Source organism: Halobium salinum (assembly GCF_026586625.1).
Classification (GTDB): Archaea; Halobacteriota; Halobacteria; order Halobacteriales; family Haloferacaceae; genus Halobium; species Halobium salinum.
On sequence record NZ_JAODIW010000006.1, the window covers coordinates 775,289 to 792,434 of the forward strand.

At 68.7% G+C, this 17,146-nt stretch carries 19 protein-coding genes; 11 read left to right on the forward strand and 8 right to left on the reverse strand.

From position 1 onward, the window contains the following. Window positions 1-15 precede the first annotated feature (15 nt). Window positions 16-246 carry an Lrp/AsnC family transcriptional regulator gene (locus N5095_RS07270; RefSeq protein ID WP_267622090.1) on the forward strand — a complete coding sequence of 77 codons (231 nt, stop codon included), beginning with the start codon at window positions 16-18 and terminating at the stop codon, window positions 244-246. A gap of 91 nt (window positions 247-337) precedes the next feature. Here the strand turns inward: N5095_RS07270 and N5095_RS07275 are convergent, their stop codons facing one another. After that, window positions 338-1,399 carry a thiamine pyrophosphate-dependent dehydrogenase E1 component subunit alpha gene (locus N5095_RS07275; RefSeq protein WP_267622091.1) on the reverse strand — a complete coding sequence of 354 codons (1,062 nt, stop codon included), beginning with the start codon at window positions 1,397-1,399 and terminating at the stop codon, window positions 338-340. Between the two features lie 69 nt (window positions 1,400-1,468). Continuing rightward, window positions 1,469-1,699: a hypothetical protein gene (locus tag N5095_RS07280; protein WP_267622092.1), complete on the reverse strand. Its 231-nt coding sequence runs from the start codon at window positions 1,697-1,699 to the stop codon at window positions 1,469-1,471. Between the two features lie 113 nt (window positions 1,700-1,812). On the opposite strand from N5095_RS07280, the gene N5095_RS07285 reads away from it, so the two are divergent. Continuing rightward, entirely contained in the window at window positions 1,813-2,133 is a 321-nt protein-coding gene (locus N5095_RS07285) for a DUF7991 family protein (protein WP_267622093.1), read from the forward strand. A 29-nt stretch (window positions 2,134-2,162) separates the two neighbouring features. Here N5095_RS07285 and tmk read toward each other — a convergent pair whose 3' ends face one another. Next, window positions 2,163-2,753, reverse strand: a complete 591-nt coding sequence (gene tmk, locus N5095_RS07290; protein ID WP_267622094.1) for a dTMP kinase — start codon at window positions 2,751-2,753, stop codon at window positions 2,163-2,165. A gap of 155 nt (window positions 2,754-2,908) precedes the next feature. On the opposite strand from tmk, the gene N5095_RS07295 reads away from it, so the two are divergent. From N5095_RS07295 to cofC, 3 genes are all read left to right on the forward strand, one after another. Beyond that, on the forward strand, window positions 2,909-3,793 hold the full coding sequence (locus N5095_RS07295) for a complex I NDUFA9 subunit family protein (RefSeq protein WP_267622095.1): 885 nt from the start codon (window positions 2,909-2,911) through the stop codon (window positions 3,791-3,793). A gap of 205 nt (window positions 3,794-3,998) precedes the next feature. Further along, window positions 3,999-5,177: a tubulin/FtsZ family protein gene (locus N5095_RS07300; RefSeq protein ID WP_267623016.1), complete on the forward strand. Its 1,179-nt coding sequence runs from the start codon at window positions 3,999-4,001 to the stop codon at window positions 5,175-5,177. Between the two features lie 207 nt (window positions 5,178-5,384). Continuing rightward, complete coding sequence (cofC, locus tag N5095_RS07305) at window positions 5,385-5,993, forward strand: 2-phospho-L-lactate guanylyltransferase (protein ID WP_267622096.1); 609 nt, start codon at window positions 5,385-5,387, stop codon at window positions 5,991-5,993. 6 nt (window positions 5,994-5,999) lie between these two features. On the opposite strand, the gene N5095_RS07310 is transcribed toward cofC, so the two are convergent. Further along, on the reverse strand, window positions 6,000-6,629 hold the full coding sequence (locus N5095_RS07310; RefSeq protein ID WP_267622097.1) for a hypothetical protein: 630 nt from the start codon (window positions 6,627-6,629) through the stop codon (window positions 6,000-6,002). 143 nt (window positions 6,630-6,772) lie between these two features. On the opposite strand from N5095_RS07310, the gene cofG reads away from it, so the two are divergent. Both cofG and N5095_RS07320 read left to right on the forward strand, forming a co-directional pair. Then, entirely contained in the window at window positions 6,773-7,891 is a 1,119-nt protein-coding gene (gene cofG, locus N5095_RS07315) for a 7,8-didemethyl-8-hydroxy-5-deazariboflavin synthase subunit CofG (RefSeq protein WP_267622098.1), read from the forward strand. Between the two features lie 122 nt (window positions 7,892-8,013). Beyond that, window positions 8,014-8,946, forward strand: a complete 933-nt coding sequence (locus tag N5095_RS07320; RefSeq protein WP_267622099.1) for a mechanosensitive ion channel family protein — start codon at window positions 8,014-8,016, stop codon at window positions 8,944-8,946. A gap of 242 nt (window positions 8,947-9,188) precedes the next feature. On the opposite strand, the gene N5095_RS07325 is transcribed toward N5095_RS07320, so the two are convergent. Together N5095_RS07325 and cofH are read right to left on the reverse strand one after the other, a co-directional pair. Then, window positions 9,189-9,743: a metal-dependent hydrolase gene (locus N5095_RS07325; RefSeq protein ID WP_267622100.1), complete on the reverse strand. Its 555-nt coding sequence runs from the start codon at window positions 9,741-9,743 to the stop codon at window positions 9,189-9,191. Between the two features lie 40 nt (window positions 9,744-9,783). Next, entirely contained in the window at window positions 9,784-11,220 is a 1,437-nt protein-coding gene (gene cofH, locus N5095_RS07330; protein ID WP_267622101.1) for a 7,8-didemethyl-8-hydroxy-5-deazariboflavin synthase subunit CofH, read from the reverse strand. Window positions 11,221-11,367: 147 nt separating this feature from the next. Here cofH and N5095_RS07335 point away from each other — a divergent pair, with 147 nt between their 5' ends. The 4 genes from N5095_RS07335 to N5095_RS22530 all read left to right on the forward strand — a co-directional run bounded on the left by N5095_RS07335 (window position 11,368) and on the right by N5095_RS22530 (window position 13,385). Then, a complete protein-coding gene (locus tag N5095_RS07335; RefSeq protein WP_267622102.1) occupies window positions 11,368-11,646 on the forward strand; it encodes a ubiquitin-like small modifier protein 1 in 279 nt (92 codons plus the stop codon). Beyond that, entirely contained in the window at window positions 11,643-11,942 is a 300-nt protein-coding gene (locus tag N5095_RS07340) for a MoaD-like domain-containing protein (RefSeq protein ID WP_267622103.1), read from the forward strand. The genes N5095_RS07335 and N5095_RS07340 overlap by 4 nt, the downstream gene beginning before the upstream one ends. A gap of 1 nt (window position 11,943) precedes the next feature. After that, window positions 11,944-12,342, forward strand: a complete 399-nt coding sequence (locus N5095_RS07345; protein ID WP_267622104.1) for a DUF8048 family protein — start codon at window positions 11,944-11,946, stop codon at window positions 12,340-12,342. Between the two features lie 71 nt (window positions 12,343-12,413). Then, window positions 12,414-13,385, forward strand: coding sequence for an SIMPL domain-containing protein (locus N5095_RS22530; protein WP_390202785.1), 972 nt, complete (start codon window positions 12,414-12,416; stop codon window positions 13,383-13,385). Here N5095_RS22530 and N5095_RS07350 read toward each other — a convergent pair. Next, a complete protein-coding gene (locus N5095_RS07350; RefSeq protein ID WP_267622105.1) occupies window positions 13,273-14,649 on the reverse strand; it encodes a polysaccharide deacetylase family protein in 1,377 nt (458 codons plus the stop codon). The two genes, N5095_RS22530 and N5095_RS07350, sit on opposite strands and share 113 nt — an antisense overlap. A 409-nt stretch (window positions 14,650-15,058) precedes the next feature. Next, a complete protein-coding gene (locus N5095_RS07355; protein WP_267622106.1) occupies window positions 15,059-16,993 on the reverse strand; it encodes an aldehyde ferredoxin oxidoreductase family protein in 1,935 nt (644 codons plus the stop codon). Window positions 16,994-17,146 lie beyond the last annotated feature (153 nt).

Here is a 17,146-nt window from a genome sequence, read left to right on the forward strand (position 1 = left end):
ACAGTATCACGTCACATGGTTCACGCGTTCATCATGGTGAAGACGGCGGCGGGCGAGTCCGAGCGACTGGTCGAGGCCATCCGGGAGGTGGGGGAGGTCGCGGAGGCCCACATCGTCGCCGGCGCCTGGGACATCATCGTCGAGGTGGACGCGGAGGAGGTGTACAACGTCCTGAAGGTGGCCTCCAGCGAGGTGCAGGGGTTACAGGGCGTCAACGACACCAAGACGTACATCGCGATGGACTGACCGGCGCAGAACGTCTCACGTCTCTCTCACTGAGTCGCCCTGCTCTCGCTCCGGCCGTCGGAGCGCCGCGCACGGGTCTCGCGGCCTCGCCTCAGTCTTCGCGGCGCTCCCACTCGACTCCCTGTGGGTCGTGTGTCTCGAGGAACGCCCGGAGCTCCTCGCGCTGTCCCCGAAGCTCGTCGGGGAGGTCGGCGAACACGTACTCGAACACGTCGTCGGGGTCGCTCGGCGGTTCGTCCTCGACAGCCCTTACCGCGGCCGAGAGCTCCTCGTCGGCCTCCTCGCGGACGCTCTCGACGAACGCGTCGTCGAGGACGCCCTCCTCGCGGAGGAACGCCTCGTAGCGGTCGAGCGGGTCGCGGGTGCGCCACTCCGGGAGGTCGGGCTCCTCGTCGCGGTAGCGACTCGGGTCGTCTGCGGTGGTGTGAGCGCCCCGTCGGTAGGTGAGCGACTCGACGAGCACGGGGTCGCCCGCGCGGGCCGAGGCGAGTGCGTCGGAGACCGTCTCGTAGACGGCGAGCGGGTCGTTGCCGTCGACGCGTACCCCCTCGAATCCGTAGGCGTTCGCCTTCTCGGCGATGGTCTCGCTCATCGTCTGGCGGTCGCGGGGCAGGGAGATGGCCCACTCGTTGTTCTCACAGAAGAAGACCACTGGAGCGTCGAACACGCCGGCGAAGTTGAGCCCCTCGTGGAAGTCGCCCTCGCTCGTGGCGCCGTCGCCGAAACAGACCACCATCGCCTCGTCGCCGCCGGCGTAGTTGCGTGCCATCCCCGCGCCCGTCGCGTGGGGAATCTGCGTCGCGATGGGGACGGCCTGCGGGAACACCTCGTGGCCGTGCTCGGAGTCGAACTCGGGGCCGCCGCGGCGGAACCGGAGGAGGTCCGCGGGCGGGACGCCGCGGGCGACCTGGAAGGCGTTCGAGCGGTAGGTCGGGAACAGCCAGTCGTCCTCATCCATGGCGTGTGCGGCGCCGACCTGGGAGGCCTCCTGCCCGCGGTAGGGCGGGTAGCCACTCATCCAGCCGCGGCGCTGGAGCGCCAGCGCGCGCTCGTCGAAGCGACGTGTCCGGACCATATCCCGGTAGATGTCGCGGGCCTGCTCCGGGGGGATGAGCGTGTCGCCGAGCGACCCCTCGTCGATGACTCGGTGCATGTCGGGGGCGACACCGGGAGCCGGCATAATTGGGCGGGGTTCGTCGGCCGACGACGTCGACGCTCCGGGTCAGTCCCGGCGCCGACGCACCAGCGCCGCGGCGGCGAGGAAGCCGGCGCCGACGAGTCGGACCCGGCGCTTCGAGTCGTCTCCCGCCTCGAAGCGCACGTCGAGGGCGCGGTCGTAGCCGACGCTCGCGAGCCACAGCAGGAGGCCGGGTGCGAGGAGGTGGACGAGCCCGTTTCCGAGGAGGAACAGCCGCCCGAGCCACGACTCGGTCCGCGTGAGGTCGAGGTCCATGTGGACGCTCGGGACTCGGAGAGTGTGTGTGTCGGTCGGCCGCTGCGGAGATGTGGGGCGACGTGCCCGTCGCCATCCGACGGGGTGAAGTCGACGCGGTCCCAACCTCGGGTATGGCCACGGTCCTCAACCTCGTCCTGTTCGGGGGGGTGCTGGTCCTCCACACGCTCGTCGCGGCCGTCTCGACCCGCTTCTTCCGCATTCGCATGGGGACCCAGTGGGGGTCGGTGCTGTACGCCCTCCTCGTCACGCCACTCCTGTTGCTCGTCTCGACGCTCCTGTTCACGGGCGTGCTGGGCATCGGCGTGAACCTCGGCAACTCGGCGACGGCGGTGGGCGTGATGATCGGCCTCCCCCTCGCGCTGGGGTTCACCATCGACGTACTCTACATGCCGACGCCCGACGAGTACGACGTCCCGGACACGACGAACTGAGTTTTCCCTCTCTTTCGGCCTTCGGAACGTCAGCGCGGCTCCAGAATCCGGTCCATCGCGTCCTCCACCTCGGCGAGCACGTCCTCCGGCGGCTGCGTCGCGTCGACGCGCACGAACCGCTCGGGCTCGTACTCAAGTAGCTGTTCGTAGTTCGCGCGGACCTCGGCGAGGTAGCCGGCCTGTTCGAACTTGTTGGTCGCGCCGCTCCGGGCGGCGGCCGTCTGCGGGTCCACGTCGAGGTAGATGGTCGCGTCGGGCGCCCGGGAGAACGCCTCGTGGATGCCCCGAACGTAGTCCATCGGGCGTTTCAGGTCGGTGTCCGCAAGCTCGACGGCTTGGTAGGCGAACCGGGAGTCGGAGTAGCGGTCGGAGACGACGACCTCCCCGTCGGCGAGGGCGGGGCGGACGACCCGCGAGAGGTGGTCGGCGTGGTCGGCCGTGAACAGGAAGAGCGAGGCGAGGGGGTCGGCGTCGTCGTCCGCGATGGCGCGGTCGACGGCTTCGCCGTACCACGACCCGGTCGGCTCGCGGGTGTAGACGGCGTCCGGGTGGGAGTCCTGCAGCGCCTCCCACACCGTGGTCTTCCCGCTGCCGTCGAGACCCTCCAGCGTGATGAGCATGGCCGACGGTGAGCCGCGACGGCGCTTAAGCGGTGGGGAATCGAGGCGCGCGGGGTCGGGAGCATCTCGACCCGACCGACTGCGCGCCCGGAAACCGGCACACTCGGCCGCAATCGCACAGTAGCTTTACGTCGAATCCAGCCTACATATCGGACATGAAGGTTCTCGTCGTCGGCGGCACCGGGTTCATCGGCTCGAAGCTCTCCACGGAACTGCACGAGCGCGACCACGAGGTGACGGTGCTCTCGCGCGACCCCGACGACGCCGACCTCCCGGCGGGCGTCGAACGGGTCGAGGGGGACGTGACCGAGTACGACTCCATCGAGGGCGCCTTCGAGGGCCAGGAGGCCGTCTACTTCCTCCCGGCGCTCTCGCCGCTGTTCAAGCCCGACGGCGGCGACCGGATGCACTTCAAGATTCACCTGCAGGGGACGGAGAACGCCGTCCGCGCCGCCGAGGAACACGGCGTCTCCCGCTTCGTCCAGATGAGCGCCCTCGGCGCCGACCCGAACGGGGAGACGGCGTACATCCAGGCGAAGGGGCAGGCCGAGGAGGCCGTACAGGGCTCCGAGCTCGATTGGACCATCTTCCGTCCCTCCGTCGTGTTCGGCGACGGCGGGGAGTTCGTCTCCTTCACGAAGAAGCTCGCCCCGCCGTACGTCACGCCGTTGCCGGGCGGCGGGAAGACGCGGTTCCAACCCATCTGGGTCGGCGACCTCGTGCCGATGCTCGCCGACGCGCTCGAAGACGACGCCCACGTGGGCCAGACCTATGAGGTGGCAGGCCCGGAGAAGCTCTCGCTCGCCGAGGTGGCGAAGCTCGCCCACGGCGCGGCCGGGCGCTCGGTGAACGTCGTCCCCGTCCCGATGGGGCTAACCAAGGTCGGGCTCAGCATCGGCGGACAGATTCCCGGCTTCCCGATGGGGACCGACCAGTACCGCTCGCTGAAGTTCGACAACACCACCGACGACAACGACGTGGGCGCGTTCGGCCGGGACGAGTCCGACCTGACGACGCTCTCCTCGTACCTCAACGGGTAGTCGTCGTCCGCCGAATTTCTCAACCCACGCTGTCACCCTCGCTCCTCGACCGGGTATCGGTAGAACAGCCCACTGACACGCCCTCTCAGGGCCTCTCCGTCCCCCGGTTCCGACCCATCATGTCATCCGTTATGATTCTCAACCATCATAAGACTTATACGCTGAATTCTCATCGCAATTGACCAATGACGAGGGGAAAGAAACGATGAAGCTGGCGATGATCGGGTTCGGACAGGCCGGGGGGAAGATTGTCGACAAGTTCCTCGAGTACGACGAGCGCCACAACTCCGGAATCGTGCGCGCCGCCGTCGCGGTCAACTCCGCGAAGGCCGACCTCATGGGGTTGGAACACATCCCCGAGGAACAGCGCGTGCTCATCGGTCAGGCCCGGGTGAAGGGTCACGGCGTCGGCGCCGACAACGAACTCGGCGCGGAGGTCGCAGAGGAGGACATGGACGAGATTCAGGGCGCCATCGACGGCATCCCGGTCCACGAGGTCGACGCGTTCCTCGTGGTCGCCGGCCTCGGCGGCGGAACGGGCTCCGGCGGCGCGCCGGTGCTCGCGAAGCACCTGAAGCGCATCTACACCGAACCGGTGTACGGCCTCGGCGTGCTGCCCGGCAGCGACGAGGGTGGCATCTACACGCTCAACGCCGCGCGCTCGTTCCAGACGTTCGTCCGGCAGGTCGACAACCTGCTCGTGTTCGACAACGACTCCTGGCGCAACTCCGGCGAGTCGGTGCAGGGCGGCTACGACAAGATCAACGAGGAGATCGTCCAGCGTTTCGGCATCCTGTTCGGCGCCGGCGAGTTGGAGGGCGGCGAGATAGCCGAGTCCGTCGTCGACTCCTCCGAAATCATCAACACGCTCTCGGGAGGCGGCGTCTCCACCGTCGGCTACGCCGAGGAGGAGGTCGAGGCGACCGGCGGCTCCTCTGGCGGCCTCCTCTCCCGGTTCACCGGCGGCGGCGGCGCCGACGAACTGGACAGCGCCCACACGACCAACCGCATCACGAGCCTCGTGCGCAAGGCCGCCCTCGGGCGCCTCACGCTCCCGTGTGAGGTCCAGGGCACCGAGCGCGCCCTCCTCGTGATGGCCGGTCCCACGGAGTATCTCAACCGGAAAGGCATCGAGCGCGGGCGGAAGTGGCTCGAGGAGCAGACCGGCAGCATGGAGGTCCGGGGCGGCGACTACCCGCTCCAGCGGGGCTTCGTCGCCTCCTGTGTGCTCCTCTCGGGCGTGACGAACGTCCCGCGCATCAAGGAGCTTCAGCAGGTCGCCATCGAGGCGCAGGACAACCTCGACGAGATTCGCGACGAGTCCGAAGAGAACCTCGACGGCCTCGTCAACGACGGCGAAGACGAACTCGAATCGCTGTTCTGAACCGGGTTCGACTGCGTCGGACTTCTCCGTTCTTTTTTGTCGTGAGCGACGGCGTCGCTCACGTCGCAGGATTCGGTGCATCTGATACGGAAACGCTGGTTCTCGGAGGTCCCACCCTGACGGTTGTCGGGCCGGACGAGGTCCGGGGGGAAGTCGGCGTCGCCGTCGATGCCAACGCCTTATGTCGTCGTGGCCGAACGCCCCCCAATGCGCGTCGTCGTCCCGTTCTCCGCCGACCGCCCGAAGACGCGACTCAGCGACACCCTGGACCCGACCGAGCGCCGGGCCTTCGCCCGCGCGATGCTCGGCGACGTGGTCGAGACCGTCCGCGATGCCGGCGCCGACCCCGAGGTGCTCGCGACCGAACCGGTCGAGGTGGACGCGCCGGTCGAAGTCGACGACCGCCGGCTCTCGCTCGCCGTCAACGACGCCCTGCGCGACGGGCTCCCGGCCGCCGTCGTCATGGCGGACCTCGCGCTCGCGACCCAGCGGAGCGTCCGTCGCCTCGTCGACACCGAGGGCGACGTTGTCGTCGCCCCCGGCAGAGGTGCGGGGACGAACGCCATCGTCGTCCGCCACCCGGAGTTCCGCGTCGATTACCACGGCGCCTCCTTTCTCGACCACGCCGACGCCGCCCGCGAACTGGGCGCCGCGATACGCGTGGTGGACTCGTTCCGCCTCGCCACCGACGTCGACGAACCCTCCGACTTGGTGGAGCTGCTCGTCCACGGCGACGGTGCGGCCCGCGACTGGCTCGTCGACGCCGGCTTCGAACTCGACGACGACGGCGGTCGGGTCGGGATTCGACGGCGCTGAGGCTGGCTACGCCGCCACCAATCGGAACGCGGCGAGGCAGGCTAGCCAGCCGTCCTCGGAGTCCGGGTCCGGCACGTCAAGCACGAGAGCGTAGGTGCCGGGCCACGGTCGGTCGCCGCCACCCCATCGGTCGTCCAGTTGGACCGGCCCGCCCAGGTTCAACGCGACCGTCTCGCCGGGACCCAACTCCACGAACCCGTTCCCGGAGTCCCGTCGCGGGAGCCGCCACCACGGACCCTCGGACGCGCCGTCCGCTTCGCCGCTATCGCCGCCGACGAACGCGTACAGGTCGGGGTTGTGTGGGTTGAAATTCCGGAGCGTCCCGTCCGAACCGTTGTGTATCGCCACGACGAGCGACTCGGCCAACTCGTCGCCGTAGACGCGGACGGTCCGCCGGTTCACCGTCGGGTAGACGGAGGTGTCCGTTCGGCCGAACGAGCAGGCGACTCGTCCGGCGTCGACCGCGAACGGCGGGCAGGCGAGGCTCTCGGGCGGCGGACCGTTCGGGTCGGGCGTCGGCACTGCGGTTCCAGCATCGTTGCCGTCGGCGGGAGGGAGCGGACTCGACTTTCCGAAGCAGCCGGCGACGCTGCCGGTGCCGACGGCGACCGCAGTCAGGAGAGGGCGACGGCGCACACCGGCACTGGACGGGCAACCGAGAAAAAACCCTCCGCGAGGGTCGAAGACCCGCCGCACCCTTCGGAGTGGTGGGTCCGGCAGAACCCCCACGCCGTGCCGCGGTGGACACGCTTTTGCCGACGCCCCACCGACGACGGCGTGTGTTCCCCGCGGCCGAAGAGTACGACATCGACATCGCGGTCGACGACGCCGAGGTCGAGCGCCTGCTCTCCGTCGGTCCCGCGGACGTGGACGCCGCCCCTCGCCTCACCTACGCGCGGAACGTGTTCCTCCCGCTGACGACCGCCTGCCGCTACACCTGCACCTACTGCACGTTCTACGACGTGCCCGGACAGGCGACGCTGATGTCTCCCGAGGACGTCCGCGAAACCCTGCGGATGGGCGCCGACGCGGGCTGTACCGAGGCGCTGTTCACCTTCGGCGACGAACCCGACGAGCGCTACACCGAGATTCACGCGCAGCTGGACGAGTGGGGGTACGACGACATTCTGGAGTACCTGTACCGGGTCTGTGAAATCGCGCTCGAGGAGGGGCTCCTCCCGCACTCGAACCCCGGCGACCTCACGGAGGCCGACTTCGAGCGCCTGCGGGAGGTGAACGCCAGCATGGGGACGATGCTGGAGACGACCGCCGAGGTGCAGGCACACTCGGGTGGGCGCCGTAAGACGCCCGGCCAGCGCCTCAACACCCTCCGCGCGGCCGGTCGGGCGAAGGTACCCTTCACCACCGGCATCCTCGTCGGCATCGGCGAGTCCTGGCGCGACCGCGCCGAGAGCCTGCTCGCCGTCCGCGAACTCCACGAGCGTCACGGGCACGTCCAGGAGGTCATCGTCCAGAACGTCGTCCCCAACGAGCGCTCGGCCTTCGAGACGCCCGACCTGGAGACGATGCGCCGGGTCGTCGCGATGGCCCGCGCCGCGCTCCCGGAGGCGGTGTCCGTGCAGGTGCCGCCGAACCTCTCGCCGGCCCGCGACCTGCTCGACTGTGGCATCGACGACCTCGGCGGGGTCTCCCCCGTCACCGACGACTACGTCAACCCGGACTACGCGTGGCCCGCCCTGCGGGAACTCGAGTCGATTGCCGACGACGGCGGCGTCCCGCTCGGTGAGCGGCTTCCCGTCTACGACCGGTTCCTCCCCGAGGACCCTGACGCGCCCGCCGCCGAGTGGGAGTGGACCGGAGAACCGGTTCGCGAGGCGATGCGGGCCGACGACGACGCGGGTCGGCGGTACCGGTCGCTGGTCGACGGGTGGACGTAGGTGAACACAGCGACCGGCGGCCGGGGCGGCGGATTTCCTGCAACACTGGCCGCAAACTGCCCGCAGACCCAACAAAATCGGGTGGACTTCTATAACGGTCGCCACCGAACGGGCTGACACATATGACGTTAGCGACCGTGCTGCTGCAGACGGAGAACCCGACGAGCCCCGACTGGTGGCCGTTCCAGAGCATCATCGAGTGGAGCGTCCTCCTGAACGACTACCTCGTCCCGGCGGTCCTGTTCGTCCTGACGCTGGTCGTCGTCGTCGCGCTCGGGCGCGCGCTCCTCGTCCCGGTCGTCAAACGGGTCCTCGACAGTCAGGGCCACGACCCGACGGTGAAGACCCTCGCCGACAGCGTGATGGGCGCCGTCGTCTGGGTGCTCGCGTTCGCCATCGCGTTCACGGTCGCCGGCTTCGGCAGCGTCATCGCCGCCTTCGGTGTGTTCGCCGGCGCCATCGCCCTCGCCGTCGGGTTCGCCGCACAGGACCTCCTCGGCAACTTCGTCGCCGGCATCTTCATCCTGAAGGACAAACCCTTCGAGGTCGGTGACTGGATCGAGGTGAACGACATCGTCGGCCGCGTCGAGGACATCGACCTGCGCGTCTCGCGGCTCCGGACGTTCGACAACGAGATGATCACCGTCCCGAACGGCGAACTCGCCAACAACGCGCTGAAGAACCCGGTCGCGTACGACAAGCTCCGCCAGAAGTTCGTCTTCGGCATCGGCTACGACGACGACATCGCGGCCGCGAAGGAGGCCATCCTCGACGAGGCCGCGAAGACCGAGGGCATCCTCGACGACCCCGAGACCTCCATCCGCGTCACGGAGCTCGCCGACTCCTACGTCGGCCTCCAGACGCGCTTCTGGATAGACCAGCCCAGCCGCGCCGACTTCATGAAGGTGCGCTCTGACCTCGTCGAAAACGTGAAGAACCGCCTCGACGCCGAGAACATCGAGATGCCGTACCCCTACCGCACGCTGGAGGGAGCGCCCTTCGAGGTCAGCGGCGAGGTGCAGACGAAGGAGACGCAGGCGACGGCGGACGACTGAGCGCCACGACGCCGAGCCGTTTCATCGGCTCGGCAATCGCTGACGCGGTGGTGTGGACGACTACCCCGAAGCGACCGCGACCGGGACGCGTCTATCGCGGCCCGAAGCGCCGTCGCGCAGGTGCGACCGAGCGCCACCCCGAGCAGCGGCGGGCCGCTGCTCCTCTCGCTGACGCGGTGGTGTGGACGGCCGAGCGCCGTGACGAACGCGCGTTCGTGTCCGGCCGACCCCGCCACCGTCGCCTACTGAATGAACTCGAGCGCCACGTCCGGCAGCCGCTTCCGGACGGCGGTGTACACCGCGGCGACCACTAGCCCGCCGAGCGAGAGGGAGGTGACGAGGTCCCCGTAGAGGAACAGTCCGGGAACCAACAGCACGGCACTGAGCCCGAAGTCCTCCGGCGCCCCGTCGTACCTGACCCACCCGCGGGGCGGTAGCCACCGGTCCCCGACGTGGTAGTAGACGGCTCGCTCGCTCTCCTGCTCCCACGGTCGGTCGGCGAGACCGCCGTCGAAGGCGTCCGAGACGGCGTGGAGCGCGGCTGCGAGGAGGAACAGCGCGACGGCGACCGTGACCGGTCCGGGGGCGACTATCGCGGCCGCCCCCGCCGGCACGGCCGGCACCCACCCGAGCGCCGGGTAGTGGAGCGTTCGCCGGTGCTGTCCGACCAGCATATCGAGGTCGGGGAACGCGCCGCCGGCGAACGCTGCCAGACCGGCCACGGGAGCGAGTTCGGGAACGAGCAGCGCCACGGGGAGCGCCAGCAGCAGTCCGGCGCCGGCGTGGGTTGTGACCATCACGTGCGTGGACTCCCGGTCTCTCGAGCGGTCCGCACGGTCAGTCGTCCGCCCGCGCGCCCGCGGCCGCGTCCTTGGCGTGCCGACCGAGCAACGGGGTGCCGTCGGCCTCCGGCCCGAGGCGGGGGCCGTGCGGTCCGTCGTCGGGGTCGATGCGGCGTCGCGTGCGGTAGTCGGTCGAGCGTTCGACCGGGACGCGCCCGATGGCCGAGACCATCTCCACGTAGTCGTCGAACGAGCGGAACTCGCCGTAGCCGCCGCCGGCGCGGGTGGTGATCTCCTCCGAGAGGATGGTCCCCATGAAGTCGTCGGCGCCGCAGTTGAGCAGTTTGAGCGCCTTCGCGTCGCCGAACTTCACCCACGAGGACTGGATATGGTCGATATTGTCGAGAAAGAGCCGGGAGACCGCGATGACGAGTTCGTCCTCGTCGTCGCTCGCGCCGCCGGTGACGAGTCCGCGCTCGTACAGTGGGGTGTTCCCGTGGACGAACGAGAGCGGGACGAACTCCGTGATGGCGCCCGTGCGGTCCTGGAGGTCGCGAATCTCCTTCAGGTGCATGGCCCGGTGCATCTCGTTCTCGACGTGACCGTACATCATCGTGGCCGTCACGTCGAGGCCGGCGGCGACCGCTCCCTCCATCCCGACGAGCCATTCGTCGGTGCCGATTTTGCCGGGGCAGATGACTTCGCGGACTTCGGGAACGAGAATCTCGGCGGCAGTGCCGGGCACCGACGCGAGACCGGCGTCGGCTATGCGTCGATACACGTCCTCGTAACTCCAGTCGGTGCCGCGCTTCGCGTGGTACGCCTCCTCCGGCGTCATCGAGTGGACGTGTGCGCCCGTCTCCGACATCGCCCGAATCTGGTCGGTGTAGCTGCCGGGGTCCGTGTCGTACACGGCCGGCGGTTTGTAGTCGACCTGTTGGGCCGGCCGGTCGTACGACTCGAGAACCTCCCGGTGTTCCTCGTCGAGGACGAGCGCGGGGTGGAGTCCCGAGACGGAGGTGACCTCGTAGACGCCGCGCTCGACCGCGTCGGCGACGACCTCCCGGGACTCCTCGACGGTCTTCGTGAACCCCGTGTGTTCGCCCTCGTAGTCGGACTCGAACTGGTGGGCGGTGTTCTTGAAGTTGCAGAACAGACAGCCGGTGTTACAGGCGGTGGTGACGTTGTTGTTGACGTTGGCGACGAACGTCACCTCCTCGCCGACGACCTCCGCCCGGCGGCGGTCGGCAGCCTCCAACACCTGTTCCTTTCTGACGGGGTCTATCCCGTCCCGGTCGGTCCCCGTCGTCAGCAGTTCGACCCCGTCGTCCACCGTGAGTCGGTCGCCGTCGCGCGCCTTCGCGAGCGCGTTTTCGAACGACTGGTCCGTCTCCGGGACGTGTACGAAGTCGAACTCCTCCGGCGTGCCGGCGGCGGCGCTGGCGTCGTCCTCGGCGTCTCCGGGGGGTGCGGAGGCGGCGGGGTCGGTCATACGAACCCTCTGTCGGGCGACGGCTAAAAAGCGCTGGGTCGCGGCGAGTCCGCGGGGCGAGCGACCGGGACGTCGTTCGACCACCCCCGCCGACGCGGACGCTGCCGGGGGTGGCAGCTTTTTACGCCGGCGGCCGCATCCCGTCACATGGAACTCGAACTCCGCTTCTTCGCGACCTTCCGGGAGGCGGTCGGCACCAAAGTCGTCTCCCGCGAAGTCGACGACGGCGCCACCGTCGGCGACGTGCTGCACGAACTCGAGGCGTCGTACGACGGGTTGGAGGGCCAACTCGTCGAGGACGGCGACCTCCGCCCACAGATAAACGTCCTGAAGAACGGCCGTGAGGTGCTGCACATGGACGGGATGGACACCACGCTGGAGGACGGCGACTCACTGTCGGTGTTCCCGCCGGTGGCCGGCGGATGATCGGCGACGACGTGGGCGAGGGCTCCCGGCGCGAGAAGTCCTACCGCGGCATCTCCCAGCGCCTCGCCGCCCACTACCTCGGAAACCTCGGCGGCGAGGCGGTGAGCGAGGGCGACGAGGGCACCGTCGACGCCGTCGAGGGCGACGGCTGGTCGGCCGACCTGTCGAGCGAGAAAGTCGAGGTCGGCCCCTCGGTCACACTCACCGAGGTCACCGTCGTCTTCGCGGGCGACCCCGAGACGCTGGACGAGTTGGTGAAGAAGTTCTCGCAGAAGGCGATGCGGGCCGGAGGGTAGCGTGACGGACGGCGACGGGGGTGGTAGCGACAACTCCGGCGGGAGCGAGCACCCGATCGAGGGGCAGGTACTCCTGCTGACGGCCGCGAAGGCGAGCGTCGGTCCCGGCGCGCTCCCCGACCTCCTCACGCGGGTGCAGGCGGACCTCGGCCCCCGAATCGAGGAGTACCGTCGGCGCTACGAACTCGCCAGTGAGGACGACGGGCGGGCAACCTTCTTCGTCGAACCCGACCACTGGGACGCCGTCGGCGACCGACTGGGGTTCGGGCGCCGCGAGACCGACGCCGTCCGCCGCGCCCACGAGGAACAGCTTCGGCGGGTCGGCTCACGAACGGACCGGCGCGACGAGTTCGAGACGGCCCTAGAACTGCGGGCCGCGGCGGTGGTCGGCCTCGACTGACACGGCTCACTCCACCGAGCGGTCGATCGTTCCCACCGAACAGTTTTGTCGAGACGCCGTGACACCGGCTCATGAACGACAGAACCGTCAGCACGACCGCGACGGGGCGCGCCGCCGGCCACCCAAATAGGGCCGAACTCAAGCTCTCGGCGGAGGCCGTCGACCCGGAGCCCATGGCCGCACGGCGCGCCGTCGGCGGCCAGTCCGTCGCGCTCAGGCAGAGCCTCCGAGAGGCGGGCGTCCCCGACGACACGGTTCGAACGAGCGAGTTCCGAATCGTCCGGCGACCGAGGCGACCCGAACGACCGGAGCGGTCGGAGGCGGCCGACGAACCCGACCCCTACACCGCGACGGAGTCCGTGCACGTGACAGTCGCCGACCCGGACGACGTCGGGCCGGTTCTCACCGGCGCCGTCGACGACGCGGGCGTCGGCGTCGACGAGGTGACGTTCACCTTCTCCGAGGAGCGCCGCGCCGAACTCGTCCGGACGGCCACCCGGAAGGGGGTCGCCGTGGCGCGACGGCCGCCGACGCGCTGGCGCTCGACGTCACCGAGCGGAGTCGAACTCGACAGCGCACGTCCGGGCTGGCGCTGGACACGGCGGAGGACGTCGGTCCGTCGAGCGGACCGGTCGAGGTCGTCGTCGCGGTCGACGCCACGTTCCGACTGGACTGAGCGCGGCAGTCGCGGAAGGTGGGCTGGAGGACCGCGGAGCCCTTGGCGACGACGACGAGGAACTGCACGTAGGCGTCGGAGTGCTTCGGCGCCCGGCGGTGTGGCCCGCCGTGGCTCATCACGACCGCCGGTGCCGTCTCGCCGGGTGCGGCGCCGGCCGGTTTCGGGCGCCGTACCGGAGCACGCCGATGTCGCGCCCGTCTACCGGTTCGCGGGCGACCGCGGTCGCCCCAACTCGCCGTCGTCCGACCCGCTCAGTTCGAGGTCGGTAGCGAGAGGTCTCCCGGCTTCACGACTTCGACCTTCCCCTGGTCCCGGTAGTTCGCGACGTGCTTGCACATCTTGCGGAACTCCGAGGGCGTGTTGACGAACTGGTCGCCGCCGTCGACACCGTGGAGGAACGGCGTGTAGAGCCCGCGGTAGGCCGCCACCTCGTCGAGCTGGTTCTTCACCGCTGCGGGCGTGTTCGGCCGTGAGCGGTTGACGAACGCCGGCTCGAACAGCGTCGACTGTGACAGCCCCTTCTCGCTCCCCCTGAACGCGAGGAACCCGTAGTCGTGGTACTCCGTGACGAGTTCGAACGTGTTGCGGTCGCAGGCGCCGCCGGGGTACATGAACGCCCGCACGTCGCCGAAGCCCATCTCCTGGAGCTGTTGCTTGGTGTACTCTATTTTCTTTCGCTGTGTCGCGCGGTCCATCCCGTAGAGGTTCTGGAGGTCGTTACTGTGGCTGGCGATCTCCCAGCCGGCGTCCGAGAGCTCCTGCAACTGCGCCTCCGAGAGGCGACCGCTGTCGCCGAGGAGGTCGACCGGAACGGCGGCGACCCCCTGTAGGTCGAACTCCTGCATGATGGGGAAGATTTCGTTGTACAGCGACGGGGTGATGTCGTCGAACGTCAGCATCACCTGTCCCTTCTTCGCCATCTTGTCGTGGAAGAGCAGTTCGTCGACGTTGTACGTCGGCGCCGTCGACCCTCGCCCGTCGACCGTGATGAGCATCGACTCGATACCCCCGAGGTTGCGCTGGTACGCGTCGTTGATGGAGGGGTTGATGCGCAGCCACCCGCTCGGGTGGTTCTGGCTGATCTGCTGGATGAGCTTGATGGTCTTCCCCCCGGTGTCCTGCATCCAGATTCGGACGTTCGTCGGTCGGGGCTCCTCCAATCTGATGGCTATCGAGAGGTCCCGATTCGAGAGGTCGAGCGGCACCGGAAAGTCCCGACGGATGGTCCCCGGTCCACCCTGGACGCGGAACGACTGCTCCCCGCCGTAGACGGTCTCCGTGTCCGCTTTCATCGTGACGTTGTTGTCGGGTTCCCACGCCGAGACGTCCTCGAATCCGGCCGCCTTCGGAATCATCGGCTCGTAACTCCCCGGGGCGTCGCCCGAGGGTTGGGGAGTGTCGCTCCCCTCCTCGCCGGCGGACTCGTTGCCGGCGGACTCGTTGCCGGCGGTCCCGTTTCCGGTCGTCGTTCCGGCTGTCGGCGTAGCCGTCGTCTCCGTCGCCGTCGTTCCGTTCTCGGTGGTCGTCCCACCGGAGCCCTCGCTGCTACATCCTGCCAGTCCCACCAGGCCGGCCACGCCAAGCGCCTTGAGGTACGCCCGGCGGTTCTGCCGTCGGTCACCGTCCATACGGGAACCCCTTGGCCCCCTCGGCCTTTATTATCACGCCCATAAGCACAACCCGCGGGCAACCGTGTCGCCGTCGCAGCCCACCACGCCACCGACGGCGAACGCAACGGGGCGTTGATTCCGGGCGCTCGGGAGCGCGGTCGCCGGCCGTCGACACCCCTCTCCCGGCCCGCGACGCCGTCGGGTCCGGGGGACGACCACCGACGAACCGACAGTCGTCGTCTCGCTCGGTCGAACGTCCGCGACTGCTGTCACTCCGGGCTCGTGGTTTCCCGAAAACGTAGTCTGCCACGCCACCGCGTCAGCGAGGCGGCCAGAGACGAACTCTGGCCGTCGTGGCGCTCAGTCGCACCTCCGCGACGGCGAGTCGGAGCACGACGAGCCGTGCTCCGACCGCGGTCGCTCCGGGCTAGTCGTCTGCCGGCGCGGCCGAGTCACCGCTACTTACACCGGTGCCGGGGCCGATGTCGATGCCGAGGTCGTCGAGCTTCTCGTCGGGGACGACGCCGTCGACCCAGCCGCGGTGTGCGTAGTACTCCTCTTTCATCTCGTCCAGCTCACACAGCTCGCCCTCGCTCGCGCCCTGACCGGGAACGGCGTTCTCGTTGCCCTTCACGAAGCGGTCCGGCAGGGAGTCGTCGTCGCCGTCGAAGCCGGCGAGGTTGTTGTAGTACCGTTCGAGGGTGTAGATGCGCTCGCCGGTCTCCATCAGCTCGTCCTCGGTCACGTCGAGGCCGGTCATCCCGTTGTACTGGAGGACGTACTCCTCGATGCCCTCCGCGAACGCGTTGAACTTGCAGATGTCGAACGAGTCCGAGATGGCGTGGAGGTCCTGGAACGTCGCCGCGAGTTCGCCCTTCCCCTCGTACGCGTAGGGGTCGACCTTCTCCGGGAAGCCGAGGATTTCGGCCGACGGCGTGTACGCCCGTAGGTGGCAGGCGCCGCGGTTCGAGGTGGCGAAGCCGATGCCCATCCCCTTCATGCAACGGGGGTCGTACGCCGCGATGGACTGCCCCTTCACGTCGAGGCGGCAGTCGTGGGCGTCCTTCGCCTCCGCGACGCGACGCTGGCCCTCCGCGAGCAGGTCGGCGAGGTCGTCCTCGCGCTTTCCGATGCGGGTGATGAGTTCGACCATCGTGTCGGCGTCGCCCCAGTCGATGCCGTCCCCGAGGTCGTCGAGGTACCCCTTCTCGGTCATCTCCATCGCCATCGCCATGATGTTACCCACCTCGATGGTGTCGACCCCCATGTCGTTACAGCGGTCGATCATCACGGCGATCTTGTCGCGCTCGGTGTGCTGGGAGTTCGGCCCGAGCGCCCACGCGGACTCGTACTCGTAGGACTCCATCCGGACGTTCATCTCCTCGCCCTTCACCGTCGCGGAGGTCTCGACCTCCTTCTTGCAGGCGACCGGACAGGAGTGACAGGTCGGCTCGTCGACGAGGATGTTCTCGCGGACGTTCTCCCCCGAGACCTCCTCGGAGTCGATGTCGCTTCCGGTGTCGTCGTCGAACGAGCGCGTCGACGTGTACTTCCCGTTCTTCGTCGGGAGTCCGTCCATCTCCTCGGTGATGTTCATCAGGACGTTCGTCCCGTACATCGAGAGGCCGCCCTCGTTCGGGGCGGTCACGTCGGACTCCTGGATGACCTGCATCGCCTGCTGGTACCCCTCCTGGAACGTCTCGGGGTTCTTCGGCTTGGGCATCTTCGTGCCGGACTTGACGACGACGGCTTTGAGCCCCTTGTTGCCCATCACACAGCCGGTGCCGCCCCGGCCCGAGGCGCGGTCGTCCTCGTTCATCACGCAGGCGTAGCGCACCTCGTTCTCGCCGCCGGGGCCGATGGCCATCACGGAGAGGTTCTTGCCGACGCTCCCCTCCACTTCCTCGCCGAGCCCTTCGATGGTCTCGTGGACGCCCGTCCCCCAGTAGTCGGAGGCGTCGCGGAGTTCGACCTCGCCGTCCTCGACGAACGCGTAGACGGGGTCGTCGCTCTGTCCCTCGAAGACGAGGCCGTCGAAGCCCGACCACTTGAGTCGCGCACCGGACCAGCCACCGTGGTGCGAGTCGGTGACGGTCCCGGTGAGCGGCGACTTCGTACAGAGCGCGATGCGACCGCTCATCACGGTCTGGGTGCCCGTCAGCGGGCCGGTCATGAACGCGAGCACGTTCTCCGAGCCGAGCGGGTCGACGTCCGGGCCGGCGTCGAACACGTACTTCACACCGAGGCCGCGGGCGCCGATGTACTTCTTCGCGTCCTCGTCGTCGATTCCCTCGTAGTTCACGTCACCCGACGACAGGTCGACGCGAGCCACGCGGTCCTGGTAGCCGCCCATTTCTGTCATGGTTAATAGTCTATGGTTATGTATGGGCCGAACTCCGTTAGTCGTTGGTGTAGGGGCGTAACCGAATTCAGTTTCGTCCGCCGAGTCGGGCGATTCGGTGGTGGCCGTCGCGGCGTGCTCGGTGGGGGTCGGCGGCTCGGACCGCGGGAGTTT

Excerpts from the sequence above, each read along its gene's own strand:
- N5095_RS07300 (WP_267623016.1), top strand. The coding sequence starts at position 3,999 with ATGAAGCTGGCGATGATCGGGTTCGGACAGGCCGGGGGGAAGATTGTC.
- N5095_RS07295 (WP_267622095.1), top strand. The coding sequence starts at position 2,909 with ATGAAGGTTCTCGTCGTCGGCGGCACCGGGTTCATCGGCTCGAAGCTC.
- cofC (WP_267622096.1), top strand. The coding sequence starts at position 5,385 with ATGCGCGTCGTCGTCCCGTTCTCCGCCGACCGCCCGAAGACGCGACTC.
- N5095_RS22530 (WP_390202785.1), top strand. The coding sequence starts at position 12,414 with ATGAACGACAGAACCGTCAGCACGACCGCGACGGGGCGCGCCGCCGGC.
- N5095_RS07350 (WP_267622105.1), bottom strand. The coding sequence starts at position 14,649 with ATGGACGGTGACCGACGGCAGAACCGCCGGGCGTACCTCAAGGCGCTT.
- N5095_RS07335 (WP_267622102.1), top strand. The coding sequence starts at position 11,368 with ATGGAACTCGAACTCCGCTTCTTCGCGACCTTCCGGGAGGCGGTCGGC.
- cofH (WP_267622101.1), bottom strand. The coding sequence starts at position 11,220 with ATGACCGACCCCGCCGCCTCCGCACCCCCCGGAGACGCCGAGGACGAC.
- N5095_RS07280 (WP_267622092.1), bottom strand. The coding sequence starts at position 1,699 with ATGGACCTCGACCTCACGCGGACCGAGTCGTGGCTCGGGCGGCTGTTC.
- N5095_RS07340 (WP_267622103.1), top strand. The coding sequence starts at position 11,643 with ATGATCGGCGACGACGTGGGCGAGGGCTCCCGGCGCGAGAAGTCCTAC.
- N5095_RS07275 (WP_267622091.1), bottom strand. The coding sequence starts at position 1,399 with ATGCACCGAGTCATCGACGAGGGGTCGCTCGGCGACACGCTCATCCCC.
- N5095_RS07270 (WP_267622090.1), top strand. The coding sequence starts at position 16 with ATGGTTCACGCGTTCATCATGGTGAAGACGGCGGCGGGCGAGTCCGAG.
- N5095_RS07355 (WP_267622106.1), bottom strand. The coding sequence starts at position 16,993 with ATGACAGAAATGGGCGGCTACCAGGACCGCGTGGCTCGCGTCGACCTG.
- N5095_RS07325 (WP_267622100.1), bottom strand. The coding sequence starts at position 9,743 with ATGGTCACAACCCACGCCGGCGCCGGACTGCTGCTGGCGCTCCCCGTG.
- tmk (WP_267622094.1), bottom strand. The coding sequence starts at position 2,753 with ATGCTCATCACGCTGGAGGGTCTCGACGGCAGCGGGAAGACCACGGTG.
- N5095_RS07320 (WP_267622099.1), top strand. The coding sequence starts at position 8,014 with ATGACGTTAGCGACCGTGCTGCTGCAGACGGAGAACCCGACGAGCCCC.
- N5095_RS07285 (WP_267622093.1), top strand. The coding sequence starts at position 1,813 with ATGGCCACGGTCCTCAACCTCGTCCTGTTCGGGGGGGTGCTGGTCCTC.